Origin of the sequence: Acidovorax sp. HMWF018, from assembly GCF_003061035.1 — a bacterium.
GTDB lineage: Bacteria > Pseudomonadota > Gammaproteobacteria > Burkholderiales > Burkholderiaceae_C > Acidovorax > Acidovorax delafieldii.
In genome coordinates this window covers 1-15196 of record NZ_QAIM01000253.1, presented here as the reverse complement: position 1 = coordinate 15196, position 15196 = coordinate 1, and the positions used below count along the sequence as shown (strand labels likewise).

Here is a 15196-nt window from a genome sequence, read left to right as displayed (position 1 = left end):
ATTCCCGTGCTGGGCGATGTGCCGCTCCTTGGGCCAGCGCTGTTCCAGCAGCACCCGCTGGTGTATCTCACCATGCTGCTGGTGGCGGGGTTGATCTGGTTTCTGTACCGCTCGCGCGCCGGGCTGGTGCTGCGGTCGGTGGGCGAGTCGCCCGAATCGGCGCACGCACTGGGCTACCCGGTGCGGCGCATCCGGCTGGCGGCCGTTGTGGTGGGGGGCGCGTTGTGCGGTCTGGCCGGGGCTTACATCTCCACTGTCTACACCCCGCTGTGGGTCGAGGGCATGGTGGCCGGGCGCGGCTGGATTGCGCTGGCCCTCACCACCTTTGCCACCTGGCGCCCGGCACGGGTGTTGCTTGGGGCTTATCTGTTTGGTGGCGTGACCATGCTGCAGTTCCATTTGCAGGCCACCGGCGTGCAGGTGGCCAGTCAGTTGCTGAGCATGCTGCCGTATGTGGCCACCATCGTGGTGCTGGCGCTGATCTCGCGCAATCCGGCGTGGATCCGCATCAACATGCCGGCATCGCTGGGCAAACCGTTTTATCCGGGCTCCTGAAAGGGCTAGCCCACCGGAAAATCCGGTTACCCTGCGGTAGATCGCACCATAATCATTGTTTTCGTCCCCCAACCTTTGCAAGTCCTACTTCTTCGATAAGGAAACCGACATGACTGATCTGCAGAAACGCTCCCTGCTCAAGGTGGCAGCGCTCTCCGCTGTGGCTGCTGCTGCCCTGGTGGGCTGTGGCAAGAAGGAAGAACCGGCACCGCCCCCTGCGCCTGCACCGGCCCCTGCCGCAGAAGCACCGGCACCCAAGCCCGAGCCACTGAAGATCGCGTTTGCCTATGTCGGCCCGGTGGGCGACGGCGGCTGGTCGTTCGCGCACGACAACGGTCGCAAGGCCATCGAGAAGGAATTCGGCGACAAGGTCGTGACGAGCTTTGTGGAAAGCGTGCCCGAGTCTGCTGACGCAGAGCGCGTGCTGCGCGACCTGGCCGGCCAGGGCAACAAGCTGATCTTCGGTACCACCTTCGGCTACATGGAGTCCATGCTCAAGGTCGCGGAAGACAACAAGGGTGTGAAGTTCGAACACGCCACCGGCTACAAGACAGCCGAAAACCTGCGCACCTATGACAGCCGCACCTACGAAGGCGCGTACATGGCCGGCATCATCGCTGGCGCCATGACCAAGTCCAACACGCTGGGCGTGGTGGGCTCGGTGCCGATCCCTGAGGTGATCCGCAACATCAACAGCTTCACGCTGGGTGCGCAGTCGGTCAATCCCAAGATCAAGACCAAGGTGGTGTGGGTGAATGAATGGTTCAGCCCACCGAAGGAAACCGAAGCCGCGACCAGCCTGATCAACGGTGGCGCCGACATCCTGTTCCAGAACACCGACTCTCCCGCCGTGCTCAAGACCGCCCAGGAAAAGGGCAAGCGCGCCTTCGGCTGGGACAGCGACATGACTGCCTACGGCCCCAAGGCCCACCTGGCATCGGCGGTGATCAACTGGGGTCCTTACTACGTCAAGGCCACCAAGGACGTGCTGGACGGCACCTGGGCTTCGGGCCAAAGCTGGTGGGGTGTGAAGGAAGGCGCTATCGACATCGTCTCCATCGCCGAAGACGTGCCTGCTGACACCAAGGCCAAGGTCGAAGCCGTGAAGAAGGGCCTGGCCGACGGCAGCTTCAGCATCTGGAAGGGCCCCATCGTGGGTCAGGACGGCAAGCCCGTGCTGGAAAAGGACGCTGTGGCCGACGACAAGTTCCTGGGCGGCATCAACTTCTACGTCAAGGGCGTGGAAGGCAAGATCCCTGGCGGCGACAAGAAGTAATTCGCACCGCGTTCATCAGCAGTTCTTGCGGGCTGCTGTGACAAAGGGCCGCCCTGGGGTGGCCCTTTTGTTCTGCAGGGGCATTTTGTGACCTGCAGCATTAAGAACCTGTTCAAAGTCTTTTTGGAGTCGCACAAGTACCTTGTCGGGATGGGATGCAAGGCGCGGTGCGCTGCCAATAGCCCGTGCTATTGGCAAGCTTTGCTCCGCCGCAGACCGCCCGGCAAGGCACTTGCCCGAAGGGTTGGAGTGAAATCGGGCTATTGAACGCACCGGCTGCTTGTATGGGCACGAGCCCATGCGGCGCATCCGAAGCTTCCACTCATCCCGATTGCACTCCAATGCGATCTCCAAAAAGACTTTGAACAGGTTCTAAGGAGCAAGGACGATGGTGGAATCTACGTTGTGGCACCCGGTGGCCCTGTCAGCAGCCGTGGCGGCGCAGGCGCCGCTGGCCGTGCAGCTGCTGGAGCAACCCGTGGTGTTGTGGCGCGATGGCCCAGGCGCCGTGCATGCGCTGGCCGACCAGTGCCCGCACCGGGGCGCCCGCCTGTCGCTGGGCCGCGTGACGCCCCAGGGCCAGTTGGAGTGCCCCTACCATGGCTGGCAGTTTGCGGCCGGTGGGCAATGCACGCACGTGCCTGCACTGCCCACCTTTGTGCCCCCGGCCACGCACTGCGCCCGCCATTTCGAGGTGCAGGAGGCCTATGGCCTTGTGTGGGTGCGCATCGCACCAGGCGAGCAGGGACTGCCTGTGTTTGCGGCGGAGGGGGATGCTCGCCTGCGCAAGCTCAACTGCGGTCCCTACGACGTGGCGGCCAGCGCGCCGCGCATCGTCGAGAACTTTCTGGACATGTCGCATTTCGGCTTTGTGCACGAAGGCTGGCTCGGCAGCCGTGAGGCGACGGCCATCGACGATTACCGCGTGGAGCCCTCGCCCACGGGCCTCCTGGCCACGGGCTGCAAGGCCTGGCAACCGCAATCCAACCTGCATTCCACGGCGGCCGCCCAGGTCGAATACACCTACGAAGTCACCGCGCCCTATGCGGCCGTGCTGACCAAGGTGCCCGAGGCGGGCACCACGGCGGTCGATGGCTGGCGCGAGTCCATTGCGCTGTTCATCTGTCCGGTGACGCCGGTGCGCAGCCGGGTGTGGTTCCGGCTGGCCGTAGCGGATTTTGATTCGCCGGACGAGAAACTGCAGGCCTTCCAGCACACCATCTTCACGCAGGACCAACCCGTGCTGGAGTCGCAGACGCCACAGTGCCTGCCACTCGACCTGCGCGCGGAGTTGCATACCGCTGCCGACAAGGCATCATCTGCGTATCGCCGCTTTCTGCGCCAGAGTGGCATCACCTTTGGAGTCTGCTGATGTTCAAGATCCCCCCCATCTCCGCCGAGCGCCTTCCCAGCCTGCTGTGTGCCATGCCCAAGGCCGAGCTCCATATCCACATCGAGGGCTCGCTGGAGCCCGAGCTGATCTTTGCGCTGGCGCAGCGCAATGGTCTGACGCTGCCCTATGCCAGCGTGGACGCCTTGCGCAGCGCCTATGCATTCACCAATCTGCAGAGTTTTCTGGACATCTACTACGCCGGTGCGAGTGTGCTGCTGCATGAGCAGGATTTTTACGACATGGCGCGCGCTTACCTGGGTCGTGCGGCGCGCGACAACGTGCTGCACGCCGAACTCTTCTTCGACCCGCAAACCCATACCGCACGCGGCGTGGCGATGGAGACCGTCATCAACGGTCTGCACCGTGCCTGTCAGGATGCCCGCGCCGAACTCGGAATCAGCGCCACGCTGATCCTGTGCTTCCTGCGCCACCTGAGCGAGGAGTCGGCATTCGAAACGCTGGAGCAGGCCATGCCGCTGCTCGACAAGATGGTGGGTGTGGGTCTGGACTCCAGCGAACTGGGGCACCCGCCCGAGAAGTTTGCCCGCGTGTTCGCCCGCTGCCGTGAGCTGGGCCTGCACTTGGTGGCCCATGCGGGGGAGGAGGGGCCTCCCGCCTACATCTGGAGTGCGCTGGATGTGCTCAAGGTCGAGCGCATCGACCATGGCGTGCAGGCGGTACACGACGCTGCCCTGATGCAGCGCCTGGCGCAAGACCGCATTGCGCTCACGGTGTGCCCGCTGTCCAACCAGAAGCTGTGCGTCTTCCCCAACCTTGCAGACCACAACCTCGGCAAGCTGCTTGATGCCGGCCTGGCTGCCACCGTGAATTCGGACGACCCTGCCTACTTTGGCGGCTACATCAACGAGAACTTCACCCAGGTGTTTGCGGCCACGGGGCTCACGGCCAAACATGCTTACCAGTTAGCTTTCAACAGTTTTGAAGCCAGCTTTGCAGGCAACGCCGACAAGCGGGTATGGGAGCACAAGCTCAAGGAAGCGTTCGAGCGGTGCGTGGAGCACGACTACTGAGCTTCGGGTAGCGCGCGCAGTGGGCTTGGTACATGGCGCCCGGGGGACTGTCGCCAGTGCGGCAGGGGCCTGATCTGGGTAAACCCTTAAAATAGTAAGTATTCGTTCGAATTGCGTCCGGCCCAGGCCCACGGGGTGATCCACCACCATGGCCCTTACCCTGCGCTCCCTTGTGGAGCGCACGGGTGCCGTGTTGCCCCCTTTTTTGGAGCCTTCCATGTTTCTCAGTCAAATCTCCATTGGCAAGCGCCTGACCCTGGTGCTTGGCCTCATCCTGGCGCTGTTTTTTGCCAGCAGCGTGGTGGCCGTGGTCAAGCTCAGCCAGCTGGGCAGGGAGATCGACGCCATGGTCAACGACAACATCAAGACCGAGCGCGCGGGCTCGGACTGGCTGCGCCACACCACATCGGGCGTGCAGCGTGCGGCAGCCATTGCCAAGAGCAGCGACGCGAGCCTGATCCCCTACTTTGCACCCGCCACGGCCGCGTCGATCCGCGATACCAACGAGCTGCAGAAATTCATCGAGTCCAAGATGGACACGCCGGAGAAGAAGCAGCTTTTTGCCAAGGTGGGTGACCTGCGCAAAGACTACCTGGCGGCCCGCGAGGAAGTGAGCAAGTTCAAGCAGGCGGGCGATGCCGAGAACGCCAACAAGGTTTTCACCGAGCGGTTTGAGCCCACCTCCCGCAGCTATCTGGCGGGTGTGCAGCAGATGGTGGATGGCCAGCGCGCCGAGCTCGATGCTGCCGGCAAGCGCAGCGAAGAGCTGCGTGCCCAGACCACGCTGCTGCTGCAGATCTGCACCGGCGTGTCGCTGCTGCTGGGCGCCTTGCTGGCCTGGCTGCTGACCACCAGCATCACGCGCCCGCTGCGCAAGGCAGAGGCCATTGCAGAGACCATCGCCAACATGGACCTGACGGGTGCCCCCCAGGCGAGCTACGCCAATGACGAAACCGGCCACCTGCTGCGCGCGCTGGATGCCATGCGCAGCGCGCTGCATCGTTCGCTGCAGCAAGTGCGGGGCGTGGTGGACAGCATCTCCACCGCCAGCACCCAGATCGCGATTGGCAACCAGGACCTGAGCGCGCGCACCGAGCAGACAGCCAGCAGCCTGCAGGAGACCGCCAGCTCGATGGAAGAGCTGACCAGCACCGTGCGCCAGAGCGCCGATTCGGCCGTGCAGGCCAACCAATTGGCCGTGTCGGCGGCGCAGGTGGCCCAGCGCGGTGGCGATGTGGTGGCACAGGTGGTGACCACCATGGACGAGATCAACACCAGCAGCAAGAAGATTGCCGACATCATCGGCACCATCGACGGCATCGCGTTCCAGACCAACATCCTGGCCCTCAACGCCGCCGTGGAAGCCGCCCGTGCGGGCGAGCAGGGCCGTGGCTTTGCCGTGGTGGCCAGCGAAGTGCGCTCGCTGGCCCAGCGTTCGGCCCAGGCGGCCAAGGAAATCAAGACGCTGATCGGCGTGTCGGTGGAGAAGGTCGAGTCGGGTGCTGCCTTGGTGCAGAACGCCGGCACCACCATGGGCGAGATCGTGAGCTCCGTGCGCCGCGTGACCGACATCATTGGCGAGATCAGCGCAGCCGCTTCGGAGCAGAGCCAGGGCATTGGCCAGGTGAATGTGGCAGTGACCCAGCTGGACCAGATGACCCAGCAAAATGCAGCCCTGGTGGAGGAGTCCACCGCCGCCGCGGAAAGCCTGAAGGACCAGGCTTCGCGTCTGGCCGAAGTCGTCGGTGCCTTCCGCCTGGGCGCGGGCCCGCAGGCGCTGCGGCTGAACTGAAATTGCTCACGGGGCTCTGCGCGCTGCCGCAGCGCCCCGCACGTGCTTGAAAGCGTTTTTTTCCGGCAGTCTCTGCAACATCGCTTCATGTAGTTTTCGCACAGTCTGACCTTCCCGGTGGCACCGTCGTCCTGCGGTGCTTCCGGTCCATTTCATCAGGGCCATGTAGAGGAACACCATGTACAAAAACCTCGCTGCTACGCTCGTGGCCGCCTGTTTTTTCTCCCCCGTTTTTTCCCAGACCACGTCCGCCAAGGGCAGCGTCGCCGAGCCGGTCAAAGCCGGTTTTGTCTATGTCTCACCCATCACCGAGGCAGGCTGGACGCGCCAGCATGACGAAGGCCGCAAGGCCGTCGAGGCCGCGCTCGGCAACCAAGTGAAGACCACCTTTGTCGAGAACGTGGCCGAAGGCGCCGATGCCGAACGCGTGATCCGTGATCTGGCGGCCACGGGCCACCAGATCATCTTCACCCCCAGCTTTGGCTACATGGAGCCCACGCTCAAGGTGGCGCAGGACTATCCGCAGGTGAAGTTCGAGTCCATCACCGGCTACAAGACCACCCCCAATGTGGCCGCCGCCAATGCGCGCTACTACGAGGGGCGTTACCTGGCGGGCATTGCCGCGGGCCGCATGAGCAAGACCGGCGTGGCAGGGTTCGTGGCCGGGTTTCCCATCCCCGAAGTGCTGCAGGGCATCAACGCCTTCACGCTGGGCATGCGATCGGTCAACCCCAAGGCCTTCGTCAAGGTGGTGTGGCTCAACGTATGGTTCGACCCGCCCAAGGAGCGGGATGCCGCCATGGCGCTGTTCAACCAGGACGTGGACGTGATCGCGTTTCACACCGGCTCCACCGCCGTAATGGCAGCTGCGCAAGAGCGCGGCAAGATGGCCGTGGCCTATCACTCGGACATGCGCAAGACGGGCCCGGACGCGCAGATCGTGGCCGTGACGCACCAGTGGGGCAGCTACTACACCGAGCGCGTGCGCGCCGTGCAAAACGGTACCTGGAAAAGTGCCAACCTGTGGGGCGGCGTGCGCGAGGGCATGATCCGCGTCGGTGACTTTGGCACCCGGGTGCCAGCGGCCGTCCAGCAAGAGGTGCTGAATGCCCAGAAGGCCGTGGGCGCGGGCAAGCTCCAGCCCTTCCGTGCGGGCAAAGTGCCGGTGCGCGACAACGAAGGGCAGGAGCGCATTGCTGCTGGCCAGGCACTGCCGGATGCCCAGATATTGCAGATGAACTGGCTGGTGGAAGGCGTGGTGGGCAAGGTGTCCCGCTGATCCTGCAGGGCATATCGCCCATCGTTTTCACTGGTCGGCGCTCCCCGAACCCCATAGCCACTATGGGGTGCTGCATATACAAACGGCGCCCCCTGCCGCTAAGCTTGTCGCCATGCCTGTTTACCGTTCCGCCCTTTTGCGTTTTGCCGACGACGGCAGCGCCCTCTATGACGAAGATGGCCTGCTGGCCGTTGGCCCTGACGCTCAGGGCTGCCAGCGTGTGCTGGCGGCAGGCGCTTGGCAGACTCTCGCGCCACAATTTGCCGGGGAGCCTGTGGTGCATCTGCCGGGGCGTATCCTGGCGCCGGGGTTTGTGGACATGCACATCCACTTCCCGCAGACGGACGTGATCGGCTCGCCAGCCGATGGCCTGCTGCCCTGGCTGGAGAACTACACCTTTCCCCACGAATCCCGGTTTGTAGACCCCAGCTACAGCGCACAGGTGGCCGAATTTTTTGTGGCCGAGCTGCTGCGCAACGGCGTGACCACAGCCCTGGCGTTTTCGACGTCACACCCCGCGTCGGTGGATGCCCTGTTCACCGAGGCCCAGCGCCAGCGGATGCGCCTCATCACCGGCAAGGTGCTGCAGGACCGCCACTCGCCCGATGGTGTGCGCGACGACACCGAGCAGAGCCTCATCGACACCGAGGCGCTGATCCAGCGCTGGCACGGCGTGGACCGCCTGGGGTATGCCATCACCCCGCGTTTTGCGCCCACCAGTACCCATGAACAATTGCGCGGCGCGGGCGAGCTGGCTTCGCGCTACCCCGATGTGTGGATTCAGTCCCACGTGGCCGAGAACCGCGACGAGATTCGCTGGGCGCGCGAGCTGTTCCCCGCCGCACGCAGCTACCTGGGCGTGTACGACGACTTTGGCCTCATGCGCGAACGCGCGGTGTACGCGCACTGCATCCACTTTGACGATGACGACCGCGCGCTGATGCGCGACACCGGCGCGGTGGCGGCGGTCAGCCCCACCAGCAACCTCTTTCTGGGCAGCGGGTTTTTCGATTACGCCGGTGCCGACCGCGTGGGGTTTGGCTATGGCCTGGCCAGCGACGTGGGCGGGGGCACCAGCTTCAGCCCCTTTCACACCATGCTGGCGGCGTACTACGTGGGGCGTGAGGGCCAGACCAAGCAGGGCCTGAGTCTGTCACCCCAGCAGCTGTGGTGGCAACACACGGCGGGCGCGGCCAGGGCGCTGGGCCTGGCGGGTGTGGTCGGCAATCTGCAGCCAGGCTGCGAGGCCGATTTTGTGGTGCTGAACCCGGAAGCCACGCCGCTTTTGGAGCGCAAGACCCGCCAGGCGCGCAACCTCGATGAGCTTTTGTTTGCGCTGATCGTGCTCGGCGACGACCGTGTGGTGCAGCAAACGGTGATTTCTCAAGCAAAATACGGCTCTAGCGCTTGATATTCATGCGCTACCAGCTACGTATTTAATAGCGCCCGGCAGTCCACCACTGAGCGGGCCACAGCGCAGGGAGTTCTGCTATGAGCATCAAGAGCGACAAATGGATCCGCCGCATGGCGGCCGAGCACGGAATGATCGATCCCTTCGAGCCTGGCCAGGTTCGCGAGGTCGAAGGCCGCAAGATCATCAGCTACGGCACCAGCAGCTACGGCTACGACATCCGCTGTGCGCCCGAATTCAAGGTGTTTACCAACATCCACAGCACGGTGGTGGACCCGAAGAACTTCGATGAAAAGAGCTTTGTCGATTTCGAGGGTGACAGCTGCATCATCCCGCCCAACAGCTTCGCGCTGGCCCGCACGGTCGAATACTTCCGCATCCCGCGCAATGTGCTCACCATCTGCCTGGGCAAGAGCACCTATGCGCGCTGCGGCATCATCGTCAACGTGACGCCGTTCGAGCCCGAGTGGGAAGGCTATGTGACGCTGGAGTTCAGCAACACCACGCCGCTGCCAGCGCGCATCTACGCAGGCGAGGGCTGCGCACAAGTGCTGTTCTTCGAGAGCGACAAGGACGACGTGTGCGAGGTCAGCTACCGAGACCGGGGCGGCAAGTACCAGGGCCAGGTGGGCGTGACACTGCCCAAGGCCTGACCAGGCGCACATGGCCGGCGGTGGCAGGGGTTGTGTCCTACACGCGCCATGCGCCTTGGCTGAAATGCAAGCATCGGTAAGTTTTCTAGCATCGGTGACACGCCTCCCGGGAGATGGAGGCTGATGGAGTTTCACCATGCTGATGTCCGCTGCCGCCTCAACCTTGTTCTTTGCGCCCATCCGCGCTCTGGCGCCAGCGCTGGCCGATCCCGCTCCTGCCCCTGCGCCTTCTGACATCCCGCCGCCCCGGCGCCCAGACGCTGCGCAGCATTCCGCCGACGCCGACTGCCAGGCACACCACACCTACTGGCCCTGTGAGTTGCTCAATGCCTTTGTGCTGCGCATGGCAGCACACGGCCACTGCGTGAACATGTCGATGATGCTGGGCCACCGGCCCTATGCCCTGGAGCGATTGGCGTTGGCGGCTGGCGCTCCGGACGCTGGCCTGCAAGAGCTGTCCGCCCAGCTGCAGCCGTATTTTGAGGCACCCGTGCTGCAAGCCTAAAGCCCGGAGCCACGGCCCGCAACACCGGGGGACGGCGCCACTGCGGGCTTGGGCAGCCCTCACGCCTCCACACAGACCCTGTTGCGTCCCTGGCCCTTGGCCTCGTAGAGCGCGGCATCGCCCCGACGCAGCATGGCGGCGCCGTTGTCGTCTGCGCTGCGCATGGTTGCGACACCTGCGCTGACGGTGATGGTGCCCACGACCGGGTTCTGTTGCTCTGCCATGGCGGTGACCAGGGCCTGCGCAATGGACTGGGCGCCCTCCAGGTCGGTGTCGGGCAGCAACGCCACGAACTCTTCTCCCCCCAGTCGCGCCACCACATCAGAGCCGCGCAGGCGGGACTCCAGCGTGCGTGCCAGGCGCCGCAGGACCTCGTCTCCGGCTTCATGCCCGTAGGTGTCGTTCACCCGCTTGAAGTGGTCCACGTCCACGGTGATCAGGCTCAGCGGACGGCTGCTGCGCCGCGCCAGCGCCACCGCAAAGGCCATTTGTGTCTCGAAGCCGCGCCGGTTCAGCAACCCGGTGAGGGCGTCGGTGCGCGCCTGCAGGTCCAGCGCGCGGTTCGCGGCCTCCAGCTCCAGCGTGCGCAGGCGCACTTTTTCTTCCATCGCCTCGCGGGCGGCCAGCAGGCGGTGCGTCATGCGGCCCAGAGACTGAGACAGCTGTTGTACTTCGCGGCTGCTTTGCATGGTCGGAATGTCGCTGCCGGGGAGCCCGACCTCTACCGCACTGGCCGCGTCGGCCAGTGCATACAGGTCCACGCTCAGGCGCCGGGCGGCCAGCCAGGCCAGGGCCGATGCCAGCAGCGCGGCCGTCAGGCCAATCACCAGTGCCAGTTGCACGGTGTTGTCTGCCTCCGCGAAAGCCAATTCGACAGGCTGGCGCGCCACGATGCGCCAGCCCAGATCGCTGGCCGCGTTGCGCGGTTGCAGCTGCGTGGCGGCGGTCAGGTAGCGCTTGCCATCCCTCCACCGCACCACGGTGGTCTGCGTGCGGTCGCCATCACGGTTGTTGTTGACACTGATGTCCTCGGGCAGTCGCTGCCCGGCAGACCGCATCACCTCGGTCTGTCCGCCAGGCGCAAAAATCAACTGGCCTTCGCGGTCAAAGATGAACAGTTCCAGCGCGCTTTCATCGGATGACGCAGGGGTCAGACTCTCCAGTACCTCGCGTGTCCACTGCCAGCTGCCGTGGATGCCCAGCACGCCTACCGTGGTGGGGCCGACGCGTATGGGCGCTGCAAAGTCCACAAACCGGTGCGGTTCGCCGGTGGCGGTGGGGGGCAGCAGGGACTCCAGCAGCTTGGCGGGGTGGACGTCGCCTACATGCACCCCTTCGAGTCCGTGTTGAAACCAGGGCCGCTGGGCCACGCTCTGGCCCACCAGCAGGCCGCGTGTGGCATTGCGCACCACGCCTTGCGCATCGGCCACACCGATCCAGAGGTTGGTGGGCTGCATGGCCTGGCTGCGGGCCAGCATGTGCTGGGCCTCGGCGGAGTCGAGCCCCTTGGACCACACCACTTCGGCACTGGCCATCACCTCGGCCTCCAGGCTGCGCTGCATGAGGCCCAGGGCCAGGAGCTTGCCTGCGTTTTCGGCGACCACCTGCAAGGAACTGCCTGCATCGCGCTGAATGCGGTGCTTGAGCAACTCGCCAAACCCCAGCGACAGCAGCACTGACAGGGTCACGACCAGCGTGCCAAACACCAGCGCGATCTGCATGCGCAGGCTGTGGTCTGAAAAACGTGTGATGAGCATCATGCGGAAGGGTCTGCCAAGTGTGCGGTCGCGGCCGGTGCCGGGCTGGCGCGGCGCAGGGCCAGCCGGGCTGCTGCCAAGTCCCAGCCGGCCCAGCCGCAACTCTTGAACAGCACCGGGCCCGAACGCCGCTCAGGGGCTGCGGCACCGAGGCTCCGGACCATCTCACCCAGCGTCGGCAGCGCCGCCACATCCAGGCCTGCCTGCAGCAGGTCACCTGCCTCATGGAGTGCATCGCTGGTGTCCACCACGATGCGTCCGTGCCGCGCCACATGCTGGCAAAGGGCAGGGGCCAGCTCTGCCATGGCGGGCGTGAAAGCGCCCACGGCCGCCAAAAATGCGTCGGGCCGGGGCGGGGCGCTCAGCACCAGCGCGCTGGCCGTGGTGCAGGTCGCTATCAGCGGGCAGTGGGGCACAGCGGCATCGGCATCGGCCACCACCCGCACGTGGACGCCCAGTCCGCGCACCTGCGCTGCCAGGGCCTGGGCGCTGGCGCTGCTGCGCGAGGCAATCCACACCTCGCGCACGCCCAGGCCGTGGATGAATGCCTCGGCATGTGCCAGGCCCTGCACTCCTGCGCCGACGATGAGCAAAGGGCCCTGTGGCACCTGCGCCAGATGCCGGGCGGCCAGCAGAGAGACCGCGGCGGTACGCCGTGCGGTGACAGTGGGCCCGTCCAGCACCAGCCGACGCTCGCCCGTGGCGATGTCAAACACCACCACATCGCCCTGGATCGACGGGCGTCCTGTGCCCGCGTTGCCCGGGGTGAAGGTGATGAGCTTGGTCATGGCCACCGATTGATCCGTGGCGGGCATCACAAACAAGCTGCCGCCTTGCGCCAGCGGCAGCACGGCGCGTTGCGGCACCACGACTGTGGGGTCTTTGAGCAAGGCCGCTATTTCATCAGCCAGATCGGACCAGGGCAACCGCGCAGCGGTGGCTGCTGCATCCAGCACGCCCGAGGGGGCTGAAGAGGGGGCAAAAAGCATAGGCGGACTGTACACAGCATGCCGCTCTCGTGGGAGCGGAGAAGCCCTCACCTGTGCAGTGCCCAAGGTCAGCCAGCGTGTGATGCGCGCGGGATCAGGTTCGCCATGGCCGCCATGTCCATCAATGCGTGGCGCCCGCCTGCAGCGCGATGTCCTGCGGCGTCAGCGCCGCAGCCCACAGGGCGGCATGCATGCCGCGCACCATGTCGCGCAGGGGCAGATGGGGGTCCCCCTGGCCACTGAGCCAGGGCACATGCACAAAACCACCCCGTGCGCCCTCTGGGCCTATGCCTTGTGCCAGCAGATGCATCAGGCCGTACAGCACATGATTGCAGACAAAGGTGCCAGCGGTTTGCGACACCTCGCAGGGGACGCCTGCGCGTTGCACGGCGCGCAGCATGGCCTTGATGGGCAGGCTGGCGAAGTAGGCGGCAGGTCCGCCGGGCTGCACCGGGGTGTCGATGGGCTGTGCGCCACCGTTGTCTGGAATGCGCGCATCGTTGATATTGATGCCGATGCGCTCGATGGACAGCGCTGCCCGACCACCTGCCAGGCCCAGGCACAGCGTGACGGTGGGCCGGTGTTCTAGCAACAGCGACCGCAGCCGCTGCAACGACTGCCCGAACACCGTGGGCAATTGCGCAGCCACCACCTGGTGTCCTGCGATGCGTTGCCCGTGCAGCGCTTGCGCAATGAGCCAGCTGGGGTTGTGCGCGCCACCACCAAACGGATCAAAACCGGTCAGAAGAATGGTGGGCCCGGCATGGGGCGCGCTATGGTGTGCGGCAGATGTCATGAAAGGCGGGCAAAAGCGGGGTGGAACACATCGTAAATCGTCCGCGCCAGGGCGGCCCCGCGCGTAACATGCAGGCTTGGCCGCCCCACCTGGAGGGCGCTGGAGAGACGCAATGAAATGGGAAGGCAATCGCGAGTCCGACAACGTGGAAGACCGCCGTGACGAGGGCGGCGGCGGTGGATCGCCGGTGTTTGGTGGGCGCAGCATCGGCATTGGCACCATCGTGATCGCGCTGGTGGGGGGCTGGGTGCTGGGCATCAACCCCTTGACCATCCTGGGACTGCTCAGCGGCGGCGGCCCGGCGCCCCAGCTACAGACGCAGCCCCATGCCCCGGCCCACCGCCCACCGGCCGATGACACCATGGCACGTTTTGTGTCCACGGTGCTTGCCGACACGGAGGACGTGTGGGGCGAGGTGTTCCGCCAGGGCGGCGGGCGCTACCAGGACCCGCGGCTGGTGTTGTTCCGGGGCGCTACGCCCACCGCATGTGGTACGGGGCAGGCAGCCATGGGGCCGTTTTACTGCCCCGCTGACCAGAAGGTCTACATCGACCTTGGTTTCTACGAGACTCTCAAGACGCGGCTGGGTGCCCCGGGCGACTTTGCCCAGGCGTACGTAATTGCCCATGAGGTGGGACACCACGTGCAGAACCAGCTGGGCATCAGCGCCAAGGTGGACCAGATGCGGGGCCGTGTGAGCAAGGTGGAATACAACGCGCTGTCGGTGCGGCTGGAGCTGCAGGCCGACTGCTTTGCGGGGGTGTGGGCCCACCACGCCCAGAAGTCCCGCCAGATCCTGGAGCAGGGCGACGTGGAAGAAGCCATGAACGCCGCCGCCAAGATTGGTGACGATGCACTGCAGCGGGCCAATGGCGGCGCGGTGGTGCCCGAGAGCTTCACGCATGGCACGAGCGCCCAGCGGCAGCGCTGGTTCAACAGCGGCCTGCAAAGTGGCAGTGTCAAGACCTGCGACACCTTTGCGGCGCGCAGCCTGTAGGCGCGCAATGCCCAGGGATTATTAGACCTTCTCCATGCCGCCGACCGCACCCGTGACTGCCTCGCTGCATCGCCGTGCCGGGCCTTCGGCGGGGGCTGAGGTCGGGCCTTCGGCGCCGCAGCCCTCGGGCGCAGCGGCGGCGTGGTCTGCGGCAGCGGTCACCGTGCCCCACGCTGTGGGGCTGGGGCTGCTGGCATTTGCGCCGCTGGCGGGCGAACATTCGCTGGCCGCGCTGGCTTTGTGGTCGGCTGCATTGCCCGGCCTGCTGCTGACCCTGGCGACACCCCGTGCCGGGGTGGTGTATGCACCGACCACGGTGGTGGCCCTGCTGTTTGCCGCCGTGCTGGCGACTGCCCACGGTGCGGCCCCGAGCCTGGGCCTGAGCGCGCGCCAGGTGCTGGCGGTCAGCGGTGCCACGGTGGCGCTGGCCTTTGTGTTCCAGTGGCTGCTGGGGGTGTTGCGGCTGGCGTCGGTGGCGCGGTTTCTTCCTATCTCGGTCACCCACGGGTTTGCAGCCGGTGTGGGCTTGTCGATGGTGGTGGGACAGGTGCGCAATGGCTTTGGCGCGGGGGCCGATGCGCTGTGGGACGCACGCACCGGCTGGCACTTGCTGGCTGCGCTGGCCGTGGTGGGGTTGGCCTGGGGGCTGCGCCGGCGCTGGCCCCGCATGCCAGGGCTGCTGTCGGCCGTGGCCCTGGTGGCACTGGCCGTGGCGCTGGCGGGGGTATGGGGTGTGGGGCTGGGCAGTGTGTTTGTGCCTGC

General features: G+C 65.6%; 14 protein-coding genes. 11 read left to right on the top strand and 3 right to left on the bottom strand.

What is annotated here, in order from left to right; all coding sequences use genetic code 11:
• The 9 genes from DBR23_RS30430 to DBR23_RS09225 all read left to right on the top strand — a co-directional run.
• Window positions 1-555, top strand: a 555-nt coding sequence (locus tag DBR23_RS30430) for an ABC transporter permease (RefSeq protein ID WP_233250358.1), incomplete at its 5' end; no start/stop codon positions are given.
• A 109-nt stretch (window positions 556-664) separates the two neighbouring features.
• Complete coding sequence (locus DBR23_RS09260; protein ID WP_108498053.1) at window positions 665-1831, top strand: BMP family ABC transporter substrate-binding protein; 1167 nt, start codon at window positions 665-667, stop codon at window positions 1829-1831.
• 388 nt (window positions 1832-2219) lie between these two features.
• Complete coding sequence (locus DBR23_RS09255; RefSeq protein ID WP_108498052.1) at window positions 2220-3203, top strand: aromatic ring-hydroxylating dioxygenase subunit alpha; 984 nt, start codon at window positions 2220-2222, stop codon at window positions 3201-3203.
• On the top strand, window positions 3203-4255 hold the full coding sequence (locus DBR23_RS09250) for an adenosine deaminase (protein WP_108498051.1): 1053 nt from the start codon (window positions 3203-3205) through the stop codon (window positions 4253-4255). The genes DBR23_RS09255 and DBR23_RS09250 overlap by 1 nt, the downstream gene beginning before the upstream one ends.
• 217 nt (window positions 4256-4472) lie before the next feature.
• Window positions 4473-6047, top strand: coding sequence for a methyl-accepting chemotaxis protein (locus DBR23_RS09245; protein WP_108498050.1), 1575 nt, complete (start codon window positions 4473-4475; stop codon window positions 6045-6047).
• 178 nt (window positions 6048-6225) lie between these two features.
• The gene (locus tag DBR23_RS09240) at window positions 6226-7326 is read left to right on the top strand and encodes a BMP family ABC transporter substrate-binding protein (protein WP_108498049.1); all 1101 of its coding nucleotides are present in this window, start codon (window positions 6226-6228) and stop codon (window positions 7324-7326) included.
• 112 nt (window positions 7327-7438) lie between these two features.
• Window positions 7439-8737 (top strand): guanine deaminase, encoded by a 1299-nt coding sequence (gene guaD / locus DBR23_RS09235; protein ID WP_108498048.1) that lies wholly within the window; start codon window positions 7439-7441, stop codon window positions 8735-8737.
• A gap of 80 nt (window positions 8738-8817) precedes the next feature.
• The gene (gene dcd, locus DBR23_RS09230) at window positions 8818-9390 is read left to right on the top strand and encodes a dCTP deaminase (RefSeq protein ID WP_108498047.1); all 573 of its coding nucleotides are present in this window, start codon (window positions 8818-8820) and stop codon (window positions 9388-9390) included.
• A 136-nt stretch (window positions 9391-9526) separates the two neighbouring features.
• The gene (locus DBR23_RS09225; RefSeq protein WP_233250357.1) at window positions 9527-9895 is read left to right on the top strand and encodes a hypothetical protein; all 369 of its coding nucleotides are present in this window, start codon (window positions 9527-9529) and stop codon (window positions 9893-9895) included.
• 59 nt (window positions 9896-9954) lie between these two features.
• Here the strand turns inward: DBR23_RS09225 and DBR23_RS09220 are convergent, their stop codons facing one another.
• The 3 genes from DBR23_RS09220 to pcp form a co-directional block, all read right to left on the bottom strand.
• The gene (locus tag DBR23_RS09220) at window positions 9955-11655 is read right to left on the bottom strand and encodes a sensor domain-containing diguanylate cyclase (RefSeq protein ID WP_108498046.1); all 1701 of its coding nucleotides are present in this window, start codon (window positions 11653-11655) and stop codon (window positions 9955-9957) included.
• On the bottom strand, window positions 11652-12641 hold the full coding sequence (locus tag DBR23_RS09215) for a delta(1)-pyrroline-2-carboxylate reductase family protein (RefSeq protein ID WP_108498045.1): 990 nt from the start codon (window positions 12639-12641) through the stop codon (window positions 11652-11654). Before DBR23_RS09215 ends, DBR23_RS09220 begins: the two co-directional genes overlap by 4 nt.
• Before the next feature lie 121 nt (window positions 12642-12762).
• On the bottom strand, window positions 12763-13437 hold the full coding sequence (pcp, locus tag DBR23_RS09210; protein WP_108498044.1) for a pyroglutamyl-peptidase I: 675 nt from the start codon (window positions 13435-13437) through the stop codon (window positions 12763-12765).
• Window positions 13438-13549: 112 nt separating this feature from the next.
• Between pcp and DBR23_RS09205 the strand changes: the two genes are divergently transcribed.
• Window positions 13550-14434 (top strand): neutral zinc metallopeptidase, encoded by an 885-nt coding sequence (locus DBR23_RS09205; protein WP_056060829.1) that lies wholly within the window; start codon window positions 13550-13552, stop codon window positions 14432-14434.
• 34 nt (window positions 14435-14468) lie between these two features.
• The coding region (locus tag DBR23_RS09200; RefSeq protein ID WP_146191294.1) for a SulP family inorganic anion transporter at window positions 14469-15196 on the top strand (728 nt) is incomplete at its 3' end.

Bases quoted from the DNA above. Each gene is read 5' to 3' on its own strand.
- DBR23_RS09260 (WP_108498053.1), top strand. From the start codon at position 665: ATGACTGATCTGCAGAAACGCTCCCTGCTCAAGGTGGCAGCGCTCTCC.
- DBR23_RS09255 (WP_108498052.1), top strand. From the start codon at position 2,220: ATGGTGGAATCTACGTTGTGGCACCCGGTGGCCCTGTCAGCAGCCGTG.
- DBR23_RS09250 (WP_108498051.1), top strand. From the start codon at position 3,203: ATGTTCAAGATCCCCCCCATCTCCGCCGAGCGCCTTCCCAGCCTGCTG.
- DBR23_RS09245 (WP_108498050.1), top strand. From the start codon at position 4,473: ATGTTTCTCAGTCAAATCTCCATTGGCAAGCGCCTGACCCTGGTGCTT.
- DBR23_RS09240 (WP_108498049.1), top strand. From the start codon at position 6,226: ATGTACAAAAACCTCGCTGCTACGCTCGTGGCCGCCTGTTTTTTCTCC.
- guaD (WP_108498048.1), top strand. From the start codon at position 7,439: ATGCCTGTTTACCGTTCCGCCCTTTTGCGTTTTGCCGACGACGGCAGC.
- dcd (WP_108498047.1), top strand. From the start codon at position 8,818: ATGAGCATCAAGAGCGACAAATGGATCCGCCGCATGGCGGCCGAGCAC.
- DBR23_RS09225 (WP_233250357.1), top strand. From the start codon at position 9,527: ATGCTGATGTCCGCTGCCGCCTCAACCTTGTTCTTTGCGCCCATCCGC.
- DBR23_RS09220 (WP_108498046.1), bottom strand. From the start codon at position 11,655: ATGATGCTCATCACACGTTTTTCAGACCACAGCCTGCGCATGCAGATC.
- DBR23_RS09215 (WP_108498045.1), bottom strand. From the start codon at position 12,641: ATGCTTTTTGCCCCCTCTTCAGCCCCCTCGGGCGTGCTGGATGCAGCA.
- pcp (WP_108498044.1), bottom strand. From the start codon at position 13,437: ATGACATCTGCCGCACACCATAGCGCGCCCCATGCCGGGCCCACCATT.
- DBR23_RS09205 (WP_056060829.1), top strand. From the start codon at position 13,550: ATGAAATGGGAAGGCAATCGCGAGTCCGACAACGTGGAAGACCGCCGT.